The organism is Shewanella hafniensis, assembly GCF_019655335.1.
Taxonomy (GTDB): Bacteria; Pseudomonadota; Gammaproteobacteria; order Enterobacterales; family Shewanellaceae; genus Shewanella; species Shewanella hafniensis.
Genome location: NZ_BPFD01000002.1, coordinates 90,675 through 100,393 on the forward strand (window position 1 = coordinate 90,675; position 9,719 = coordinate 100,393).

A 9,719-nucleotide genomic window follows, 5' to 3' on the forward strand; every position below is an offset into this window, starting at 1 on the left:
CGAAGGCACTATACTGAAAAGGAAATAATGATGGATACTACGCCAGTAGACTTAAGCCACTTATTCGAGCAACTCGGTTTAGACAGTAGCGATGAAGCCATAGCGCAATTTATTGCAACCCATGATATCGACCATCACATCCATCTAAGCCAAGCGCCCTTTTGGACCCCTGCTCAAAAGAGCTTTATCATCGAAGGCCTAGAAGCGGATGCTCAATGGACTGAGCCCATTGAGCAACTTGATACTCAGCTACGTAAATTATAAAACAAGACGCGCGGGGTTAAATTTTGCTGTAAGCCGTTTCGCCCCACCCCACTAAGGCATTGTTGCTCAGCACAATAGGTGTGCATTCGTCCTTGGTGGTTTTTCCATCGCCATTATTACGCTGGGTACGATAAAACAACACTAAGACTTCTTTATTCGATTCACCTTGTTGAGCACTTTGTTGAATGTAGGCTTCACTAAAATCAGCGGTGCCCATTAAGATCATCACTTGGTCTTTGGGCATCCCTAAACTCAGTTTGGTTAAGTTAGTACGGTTTTTATCCTGCACTTTTTCCCAAGATTCGCTGCTATCCCAACCCGATTCGCCATCACCGACATTGACCACACAGCCGCTAAGACCTAAGCTTGCAAGCCCTAAAAACGTGATGGCGATAAGTTTGTTATTCAATTTATGGTTAATCATGTGACATCCTATGTGATTATTATTTTTGCTTAAAAAAGCGATTTAGGCAGGACAAGAAGCAAAATAGATGCCAAATTACAAAACACTGTTTTTAAATGAAAAAAACTTACACGACCTTTTGAGATTAGTTTAAATCATTCAACAAATTAAGGAATTTTGCTAATTATGAGTCCACTTGACCAAGTATTGGCTGCGGCACGTGCGCTCGAGGCCTGCGGTAAAGTACCGAGCCTTGCCTTAATAAAAACCCGTTTAGGTAGCAGCCTACCTTTACCTATATTGATCCAAGGCCTACAGCAATTTAAATCTATGCCTAAGGCGGATCGCGAGCGTTTAGCCGAGTTGCAAGCCATCAGCCCGACAACCGAAGCCACTGCAACTAACGATACCTTGACGCTTGCACTGCTTGCCGAGCGTCTGCAGAAACAACAGACGCATTTTGAACGTCATGCTGAGCAGCAAAAAGCAGAAATAATGCAATTAAAAAACGAACTGCTTGAACTTAAACAACGCATCAACTTATTAGAATCCCAAGGAAAAACCGCTTAATGTTTGTCACTGAACTGCGTTTTGAATGCTTCGCCGACACCACTATCTCTGCCGCCGAAAAAGCCATTAATCAGCTCCTCGAAGCCTATCGAGCTAACGGCCAAATCTTAGGGCGAGAATTTGCGGTCGCCTTTAATGACGGTGAGTTTAGAGTGCGTTTACTGATGCCAGAGAAAAGCAGTTTAGCGCATAAATATCACAGCCCTTGGGTCAAAAAAGCCTTAGCAGAGTTAACCGACGCTAAGCTACTCGCGCCGCGGGAAAAGTTTATCGGTCAGGACATTAATTCTGAGGTCAGCAATACCGACACACCGAGCTGGCAACTGCTGTATACCAGCTTTGTACACATGTGCTCGCCCCTGCGCAGCGGCGATAATCTACTGCCGATTCCCTTATATCGACTTCCAGCAACCTTTAATGGCGATCACAAACGCATTATCCGTTGGCAGAGCGAATGGCAAGCCTGTGACGAGTTACAAATGGCGGCGGCCACCAAAGCAGAATTTGCCGCACTCGAGGAATTATCGAGTCCAGACAGTGATTTATTTCGTAGAGGTTGGGATTTGCGCGGCCGTATCGAATATCTCACGAAAATCCCGACTTATTACTACTTATACCGCGTAGGTGGTCAAGATTTAGCCTCAGAAAAAGCGCGGCCTTGTCCACGTTGTGGTAGTCATGATTGGAAACTCGATGAACCTTTATTGGATATGTTCCACTTTCGCTGCGAGCCTTGCCGCATAGTATCGAATCTGTCTTGGGATCATCAGTAACATCATTTTATCCCGCCAAAGACCTCAACCTAAGATAAGCCATGCTTAGGTTGAGCGTTCACGCTCAAACTCAGTGTGGTAGAGCATTCACACTCTGGCTAAACGTGGTAGAAGGCTGAGAGCTCGCCGCAAGATAGCGTCAAGCTCCCGCCAACTAGCGTTTACCGAAGAGGTTTTGCCACATACGTTTAAAGCTGGCAAAAATCCCCGGATGTTCTAATGCGGGCATCGGCAGTTCTTCATGTTTAACGGGCGGTGCTATCCGTGGCGATATTGCTTGGATAAACGCAGTCAAACTCGAGGCCAATTGCTCTGATTGCACTTCACCAGGGATTTCAATCCACACGCTGCCATCACTGTTATTGATGGTGAGCATTTTATCGCCCTCATCTAATAGGCCAATAAACCACGTCGGTGGCTGCTTGAGCTTTTTCTTCATCATCAGATGACCAATCAGATTTTGCTGCAGGCAGGTAAAATCATCCTCATTCCACACTTGCAGTAACTCACCCGTGCCCCATTTTGAGTCGAACAATAATGGCGCAGAAAAATACAAACCGTAAAAATGATTAATTTCCGGCCACAAAGTCAACTCAAGCGCATGCTCAACATTGGCAAAACTGCCTTCGACTTCGCGTTTCACCGGCTGCCAAGAAACCGCTTGGTCAAGATCAGCATGAAATTCGCCTTGAATACACACAGAAGGCTCACCCTGTGGATAATAACGCGGTAGTTCACCTAAACTCGTTAGGTAAGCTTGATGATAGTTTTGCAAAAATTTATCGAGTGCGAGCAGACAAGACACTTAAGCACAATCCAATTTCAGGTATAATGTGCGCCTATTTTGACATGGAAACAGTATTGATGACACAGAATCACGATCCCTATAGTGATGCGCAAGCGCTTGTTGGCCTGACTTTAGGTAAAGCCACAGACTATCAAGCCGAGTATGATGCGTCGCTGCTGCAAGGGGTTCCACGCTCACTAAACCGTAATGCTATTGCACTGACTGGGACCTTGCCGTTTCATGGTGCCGATATCTGGACGGGTTATGAGCTGTCTTGGTTAAATGCTAAAGGTAAGCCTATGGTGGCCATAGCTGAGTTTCATTTAAGCTATGAAAGCCTGAACCTGATTGAGTCGAAATCGTTCAAACTGTATCTCAATAGCTTTAATCAAACCAAGTTCGATAGCATAGATTCACTGCAAAAGACCTTAGTCGCAGACTTAAGTCAATGTGCCCAAGGTGATGTTAGCGTTAAAATCATCGAACCAAAAAGCTTTGGCATTCAGCGTATTATTGAGTTACCAGGCACGTGTATTGACGATCTCGATATTGAAGTCAGCGATTATAGTTTTAATCCTGATTACTTGGAAAACAGCACGGACGATAAGCAAACGGTTGCGGAAACGCTTAATTCAAACCTGCTGAAATCCAACTGTTTGATCACTTCGCAACCCGACTGGGGCAGCGTAATGATCCGTTATCAAGGACCTAAAATCGATCGCGAGAAATTGCTGCGCTATTTGATTTCTTTCCGCCAACATAACGAGTTCCACGAGCAATGTGTCGAGCGGATTTTTGTCGATTTGAAGCGTTTCTGTCATTGCACTAAATTAACCGTTTACGCCCGCTACACGCGCCGCGGCGGTTTAGATATCAACCCGTATCGCAGTGACTTCGAGCAACCTGGTGAAAGCCACAGACTCGCAAGGCAGTAATTAACGCCCATTCGACTAGCAAATTTCGAACTAACGTTTAGCACTGAGACAAAAACCAAGGTTAAAACCGACACTAAGCTCTGAATCACTAGCCCTAGTTGCTAACAAGATTCAGAGCTTTTTCATTGACTGTACTCGCACTGGCATCGAGCAATAAATTTCGCAGCCATTGATGACTCGGGTTTTGGGTGTATTTACTGCTCCACACCATATACAAATCAATGGGTCTTGTTTTCAGTGGCATAGGTAAAATTTGGATGCCGAACATCTCGGCGTACTGACTAGCGTACCGCAAAGGCGCTATGCCTATCGCCTCACTTTTGCCTACGGTAGCAAACATGCTCAATAAGGATGACTGCTCACTATACATCCTGCGCCTTGGCAACACGCCTTCGGTAAACAAATCCCCCGCAGTAAGATTAAAACGCCGCATATTCAAAAAAACATGTTTCTCCTCAAAATACTGCTCATGGGTGATGGCGCCTTGAATCCGCGGATGCTGCCGACTGACGATACACACTAAGGTTTCAGTGAAGAGTAACTTGCTCGAGAGCAAACTTTGCTGCGCGGGTTTAATGTCTATCGCCACCGCAACCCGCTCAAGCAAGATATCGCGATATAAATCAGCCTCCTGAGGTGGTGATTCACGGAAAATTACTTCAATGTCCGCATCCTGCAATAACGCCTGCACACCGGTTTGTAGCGCTTCAATAACCGACTCATTGGCATACACATAAAAGCGCCGCTGGCTACACTTTGGGTCAAAATGCTCAAACCCTAGCAATACGGTTTCAATATCAGCCATCGGCTGCTCAAACTTACGGTACATTTCCCGCGCTACCGCTGTCGGCTCAATTCCTCGCCCAACCCGATTAAACAATGACTCCCCGACCCATACCCTGAATCGGCTGATCGCATTACTGACTGAAGACTGAGTTAAATCCAGTTCATCAGCCGCTTGGGTGAAGGAACGAGTACGGTAAACCACCATAAACACGCGCAATAAGTTTAAATCTAACGGCTTTTGTGTCGGCATAAGGGAAAGCACTCATTCACAATATGAATATTACAACCCAAGCTAACTCGAGTTATCTAAATACACAAGCTGTCTATACTCAAACCATCAACGACACTATCTCTCTTATCTGTAGGTAAAATTATGCAAAAATCTTTGATGACATTGAGTATTATCGCAACGTTCTCCCTCAGCGCGACAGCGGCAGAACACGAGCATGAACATATCAGCCTGCACTATCAGGGAAAGCCTGCGACCCAGCAAACTACTGAGGTCAACAAGGCCACTGCAGCCACTCTAAATTACACCGATAAAAAAGCCTTTGAAGAGTTTTCTAAAAATCTCATCGCCGAACTCGATGAACCAACAGCCGCCATTTTGCGCACTGAATTTAGCTTTATCGGCGACAAAACCCCAGACACAGTCAATCCCTCACTCTATCGCCAAGCCCAGTTGAATATGGTGTCTAACGGCTTATACAAGGTCACAGAGGGGATTTACCAAGTTCGCGGTACTGACTTGTCGAACTTAACGCTTATCCGCGGTAAAACGGGGTGGATCCTTTATGACGTGCTGCTCACCAAAGAAGCGGCAAAGTTATCATTGGAATTTGCCCTAAAAAACTTGCCTGAGGGTAATGACTTACCTGTGGTCGCTATGATTTATTCCCACAGCCATGCGGACCATTTTGGCGGTTCCCGCGCCATTAAAGACATGTACCCTAAGGTCAAAGTCTATGGTTCAAATAACATTACCAAAGAAATTGTCGACGAAAATGTTCTCGCCGGTAATGCCATGAGCCGCCGCGCCGCCTATCAATACGGCGCAACATTAGAGCGCAACGAGCAAGGCATTGTCGATGCCGCACTCGCAAAAGGATTGTCCAAAGGCGAAGTGACCTACGTGAAACCCGATATCACCCTCAACAGCAAAGATAAGTGGGAAACACGCACTATTGATGGCATCGACATGGTGTTTATGGATGCATCAGGCACAGAAGCCGCCTCAGAAATGGCCACCTATATTCCCTCAATGAAGGCCTTATGGACGGGTGAACTCACCTACCATGGCATGCACAACATTTACACCTTGCGCGGTGCAAAAGTCCGTGACGCCATCAAATGGTCTAAAGACATCAATGCATTGCTGACACGCTTTGGCGATGATGCGCAGGTTCTTTTTGAGGCCCATTCAGCACCTGTCTTTGGCAATGCGGATGTCAATGCTTATCTCAGAATGCAAAGGGATAACTATGGTCTAGTGCATAATCAAACCCTGCGTTTAGCCAATAATGGTGTAGGTATTCAAGATATTGGCGATGCGATTCAAACCACTATCCCTAAAGCGGTGCGTGATACTTGGTATACCAATGGTTACCATGGCACCTACAGCCATAATGCCAAAGCCGTGTACAACATGTATTTAGGCTATTTCGATATGAATCCAGCCAACTTAAACCCACTGCCGACAAAGGATGAAGCGGCCAAATTTGTCGAGTATATGGGCGGTGCTAAAGCCGTACTCAAACATGCTAAAGCCGACTATGCCCAAGGCGAATACCGTTTCGTGGCAACGGCACTGAATAAAGTGGTCATGGCAGAACCCGATAACGAAAAGGCAAGACAATTACTGGCCGATACCTATGAGCAACTGGGTTACCAAGCGGAGGGTGCAGGCTGGCGCAACATTTATCTTACTGGCGCCCAAGAGTTACGCACAGGGATCCAACCCGGCGCCCCTAAATCGGCCTCGGCTGATATTTTAGGTGAAATGGATATCTCGACTCTGTTCGACTTCCTCGCCGTCAAAGTCGATAGTATCAAGGCCGCTGAACTTGGACTGTTAAGGCTTAATGTGATTAACCCTGACACTAAAGAAACACTCTACGTCGAGTTAAGCAACGGTAACTTAAGCAATATTAAGGTTGATAAACCAATAGAGGCCGATACCAATCTTTATATTGATAAGCGTGACATTACCGGGATTTTACTCGGCAAAGTGACCCTCAAAGACTTACTTGCCAACGGCACGGCCAAACTAGAAGGCGATAAAGCAGCCTTCGGTAAGATAGCGTCGACCTTAGTAAAATTTGATGAAAACTTTGAAATCGTCCCACTTCCGAACGCGAAGTAGTGACATCAACGCCCTGATAATTCAGGGCGTTTTTATGGAAAAGATTAACTAGCGTATATTCGCCTTGAACACTTCTAACACTTGGCTGGCGCTAGCGTTATTGGCTAACGTAAAGTACAAATAGCCATCACCGCGAAATGCCCTGTCTAATTCAAGCAGTAAATGGGTTTGCTCAGCTTCGCACACCACAGAGATTTCAATCTCACGTATCGTATTTAACCCTAGATTACGCGGCTTAAACTCAAATTCTTGATAACATCCAGAGGTTGAGCGAAAGGCGCGGGTATTCAAGAATCCCTGCTCAACATCGGCCTTATAAAGTACATAACCCATACTAAACATAGCATTAAGCACATGTTCAAGAACTGGTGTAGGCATGACAACCAAAACATCGGTGTCGCTAGGGTCAATCGCTGAATCAATATCTACACCTGTTTGCAGCCAAACTTGACACTGATTATTCCGCACAGGTAACTGAGTAAATGGCGTTTCAGGATGCAACTTACCACTGAAAGGAATGTTGCGCACTTCACCAGCTTGGATCTCAAAAGAATCGCTTAAACGCCAAGTTGCAAGTTTATGATTTTTAAAATAATCGCCATTATCTGTACTCACTTTAACTTTAGTCATTAACGCCAAGTCGAGTCCCGAAATTCTCTGCGCCACATTGCCGCCTTTAACGACGATTGTCGCGTTAAACATTTGGCCCGGCAACAAGCGATTATCTTCCAGTAAAGTATCGACACTCGCGCCGCCAATTCCGACAGAGGCAAGCATTTTTTTAAACATAGGGGTTCCTTATCCAGTGAACCTATTAACTATCATCAACCTAGTTCCAAGTGATTGAGGATAATGTTGTCAGATTAACAAAGCAGAATTAGTTCGCAGAACCTGGCGTTGGCGCTGCAGTTTTGCACTCAAGCAATAATTGCTGGAAATGCGCACCTAAGTCTTGTTGGGCAAATTGCTCGCTCGCAGTCGCCATTTGCTTAAGGCTTTGTAAGGCTTGATCTAAACCTTGTTGCTCAATGAGACTTTTAGCATAGGCCGCCGCATCGGCGCCTTTTTGCAGCAAGCTCGCGACCTGATCAAAACTGATGTCTTGTTCCATCACTTTCTGTAAGTCACCCAGCAATTCTGCCACCTTGGCCGACTCCACCAGCGAGCCCTCAACATTCACTAACTTGCCAAGCGGATCTTGGCTCAGTTTTTCAGCCACGCAGGCCGAAACTGTGCCCGCCGCTGCGCTTTGGGCCACAACATCTAAGCCATTAGCACGAATTTGCTCAACCACTTGCTGCAATTGTGGATCTTGGGCTAACCAAGCCTGCTCTAATTGTTGCTTTTCATCGCCACCAAAATAACCACAACCAGATAGCAACACCAGCATAGTAGCCGGCAACATGCACTTAATCTGTTTCATTGCTAAACCTCATTTAATCCATTCAAATTCAAAATATTATCGGCGTGACTATACCCAGCAATGTTTAACCGAAGATGAATAAAACGGTTGATAGCAAGATAAGACGGAGAAAGAACCATGGCTAAATGCGATCGCGAACTTCAGCGGTTTAACTGAGTTTACTGGCGTGAAAAAAACACGCTCTTTCGTCGTTAATCAGCAGCAAGTAAGCACTCTATACTACTCAGCTGTGCGGTTAGCGTTAAAGGAAGACTGGCGTTACCTGCATGCGCTAGGCTAATGGCAAAGCGATACTCCTCGGTCAAACGACCAAAATGTGCCTGCCAATGCATAGGGTCTGCTAAATCCAGTGTGTGTATTGGAATTTGTAGCGGGACTTGTAATGAAATATGTGGATAAACATTAAGCCTCTCTGCTACGCCGCAGGATTGCCTTAATGCGGCATCTTGACAGGATAGCTCAAGCGATTCGACTGCCAGTTGTTCGAACGGCTTTAGCTCAAAGGCGAAAGATTTAAGCGACTGCGCTAAACCGAGTCCTGTGGCCTTGATATAGGACTCCTTTAACGCCCATAAATCGAAAAAGCGCTGCCGCTGACTCGCTTCATCGGCGAGAGCGAGCAAGGCTGACGTTTCTTGGGGAGAAAAATAATGATTTAGGATTGGATAGATATCCGTCTTCGGCCGCGATCTTTCAATATCGGCCCCAAATAAACCAGACTCAACGCCATGAAACTGAGCCACACCAATCAATAACCAATCGCCGCTATGGCTTAGGTTAAACTCAAGCCCAGTTTGCTGCCGTAATGCCGTCGTTAAGCTCGGTTTACCCTTAGCGCCATATTCGAAACACCACGCCTGTGGCGATAAATCCGCATAGCGAGATAACACGGCCCGCAGCGCCGCCCTGACCTGTAATCCCTTCATTTGCGCCTTGGGGTCGCGATAACGCGCAACCTTTGCCAGTTCATCCTCACTTAACCAAGACTCGGCGAGTGATGTTTTGGCCACTGAAATATCATGCAGCGGAATAAAAAATAGATCCACATTCACGCCATTTTTGCTAGATGCTAGAGAGTCAGTCATTCGAGAGCCTAGCTGTACCAAGCTCTGCGGCTGATGAGTTATTATTGGCTGGCTTTCTGGAGAGCACTTAGCGGCATTCTGTTCAGGATTCATTTATGTGAGTTCATTTATATGGATTTATTATTGTTCGGGTTCATTTATCTGGATTTATTATTGTTCGGGTTCATTTATCTGGATTTATTATTGTTCGGGTTCATTTATCTGGGTTCACTATTAACTGACTCATTAGCCATCTTATATAGTCGGATCAGTGCTATATCAAGCCTTAGAGCCAATGCCAGCAAAAAATCAGTAGCAAAATAAGTGGCGAAATCTACAACGCAATATTTAG

11 protein-coding genes are annotated in these 9,719 nt (G+C 45.7%); 5 read left to right on the top strand and 6 right to left on the bottom strand.

What is annotated here, in order from left to right:
• Nucleotides 1-30: 30 nt before the first annotated feature.
• A complete protein-coding gene (locus tag K5Q99_RS01270; protein ID WP_106650007.1) occupies nt 31-264 on the top strand; it encodes a DUF2789 domain-containing protein in 234 nt (77 codons plus the stop codon).
• Nucleotides 265-280: 16 nt separating this feature from the next.
• On the opposite strand, the gene K5Q99_RS01275 is transcribed toward K5Q99_RS01270, so the two are convergent.
• Nucleotides 281-688, bottom strand: a complete 408-nt coding sequence (locus tag K5Q99_RS01275; RefSeq protein ID WP_006080961.1) for a DUF3192 domain-containing protein — start codon at nt 686-688, stop codon at nt 281-283.
• A gap of 165 nt (nt 689-853) precedes the next feature.
• On the opposite strand from K5Q99_RS01275, the gene K5Q99_RS01280 reads away from it, so the two are divergent.
• Together K5Q99_RS01280 and K5Q99_RS01285 are read left to right on the top strand one after the other, a co-directional pair.
• Nucleotides 854-1,237: a hypothetical protein gene (locus K5Q99_RS01280; RefSeq protein WP_220775794.1), complete on the top strand. Its 384-nt coding sequence runs from the start codon at nt 854-856 to the stop codon at nt 1,235-1,237.
• Nucleotides 1,237-2,010 (top strand): Zn-ribbon-containing protein, encoded by a 774-nt coding sequence (locus K5Q99_RS01285; protein ID WP_006085230.1) that lies wholly within the window; start codon nt 1,237-1,239, stop codon nt 2,008-2,010. The genes K5Q99_RS01280 and K5Q99_RS01285 overlap by 1 nt, the downstream gene beginning before the upstream one ends.
• Nucleotides 2,011-2,164: 154 nt before the next feature.
• On the opposite strand, the gene syd is transcribed toward K5Q99_RS01285, so the two are convergent.
• Nucleotides 2,165-2,815, bottom strand: a complete 651-nt coding sequence (syd, locus tag K5Q99_RS01290; protein ID WP_220775795.1) for a SecY-interacting protein — start codon at nt 2,813-2,815, stop codon at nt 2,165-2,167.
• 59 nt (nt 2,816-2,874) lie between these two features.
• Here syd and queF point away from each other — a divergent pair, with 59 nt between their 5' ends.
• Nucleotides 2,875-3,732 carry an NADPH-dependent 7-cyano-7-deazaguanine reductase QueF gene (gene queF / locus K5Q99_RS01295; RefSeq protein ID WP_220592459.1) on the top strand — a complete coding sequence of 286 codons (858 nt, stop codon included), beginning with the start codon at nt 2,875-2,877 and terminating at the stop codon, nt 3,730-3,732.
• A 94-nt stretch (nt 3,733-3,826) separates the two neighbouring features.
• On the opposite strand, the gene K5Q99_RS01300 is transcribed toward queF, so the two are convergent.
• Complete coding sequence (locus K5Q99_RS01300; protein ID WP_220592458.1) at nt 3,827-4,768, bottom strand: LysR family transcriptional regulator; 942 nt, start codon at nt 4,766-4,768, stop codon at nt 3,827-3,829.
• A 123-nt stretch (nt 4,769-4,891) separates the two neighbouring features.
• On the opposite strand from K5Q99_RS01300, the gene K5Q99_RS01305 reads away from it, so the two are divergent.
• Nucleotides 4,892-6,880 (top strand): alkyl/aryl-sulfatase, encoded by a 1,989-nt coding sequence (locus K5Q99_RS01305; protein WP_220775796.1) that lies wholly within the window; start codon nt 4,892-4,894, stop codon nt 6,878-6,880.
• A gap of 48 nt (nt 6,881-6,928) precedes the next feature.
• Here K5Q99_RS01305 and K5Q99_RS01310 read toward each other — a convergent pair whose 3' ends face one another.
• The 3 genes from K5Q99_RS01310 to K5Q99_RS01320 all read right to left on the bottom strand — a co-directional run bounded on the left by K5Q99_RS01310 (nt 6,929) and on the right by K5Q99_RS01320 (nt 9,388).
• A complete protein-coding gene (locus K5Q99_RS01310) occupies nt 6,929-7,669 on the bottom strand; it encodes a sporulation protein (protein WP_006085223.1) in 741 nt (246 codons plus the stop codon).
• Nucleotides 7,670-7,757: 88 nt separating this feature from the next.
• Nucleotides 7,758-8,303, bottom strand: a complete 546-nt coding sequence (locus tag K5Q99_RS01315; RefSeq protein ID WP_106649998.1) for a hypothetical protein — start codon at nt 8,301-8,303, stop codon at nt 7,758-7,760.
• Between the two features lie 191 nt (nt 8,304-8,494).
• Nucleotides 8,495-9,388 (bottom strand): 4'-phosphopantetheinyl transferase family protein, encoded by an 894-nt coding sequence (locus K5Q99_RS01320; protein ID WP_220775797.1) that lies wholly within the window; start codon nt 9,386-9,388, stop codon nt 8,495-8,497.
• Nucleotides 9,389-9,719 lie beyond the last annotated feature (331 nt).

Excerpts from the sequence above, each read along its gene's own strand:
- K5Q99_RS01305 (WP_220775796.1), top strand. The coding sequence starts at position 4,892 with ATGCAAAAATCTTTGATGACATTGAGTATTATCGCAACGTTCTCCCTC.
- K5Q99_RS01300 (WP_220592458.1), bottom strand. The coding sequence starts at position 4,768 with ATGCCGACACAAAAGCCGTTAGATTTAAACTTATTGCGCGTGTTTATG.
- K5Q99_RS01310 (WP_006085223.1), bottom strand. The coding sequence starts at position 7,669 with ATGTTTAAAAAAATGCTTGCCTCTGTCGGAATTGGCGGCGCGAGTGTC.
- K5Q99_RS01320 (WP_220775797.1), bottom strand. The coding sequence starts at position 9,388 with ATGACTGACTCTCTAGCATCTAGCAAAAATGGCGTGAATGTGGATCTA.
- queF (WP_220592459.1), top strand. The coding sequence starts at position 2,875 with ATGACACAGAATCACGATCCCTATAGTGATGCGCAAGCGCTTGTTGGC.
- K5Q99_RS01285 (WP_006085230.1), top strand. The coding sequence starts at position 1,237 with ATGTTTGTCACTGAACTGCGTTTTGAATGCTTCGCCGACACCACTATC.
- K5Q99_RS01270 (WP_106650007.1), top strand. The coding sequence starts at position 31 with ATGGATACTACGCCAGTAGACTTAAGCCACTTATTCGAGCAACTCGGT.
- K5Q99_RS01275 (WP_006080961.1), bottom strand. The coding sequence starts at position 688 with ATGATTAACCATAAATTGAATAACAAACTTATCGCCATCACGTTTTTA.
- K5Q99_RS01280 (WP_220775794.1), top strand. The coding sequence starts at position 854 with ATGAGTCCACTTGACCAAGTATTGGCTGCGGCACGTGCGCTCGAGGCC.
- K5Q99_RS01315 (WP_106649998.1), bottom strand. The coding sequence starts at position 8,303 with ATGAAACAGATTAAGTGCATGTTGCCGGCTACTATGCTGGTGTTGCTA.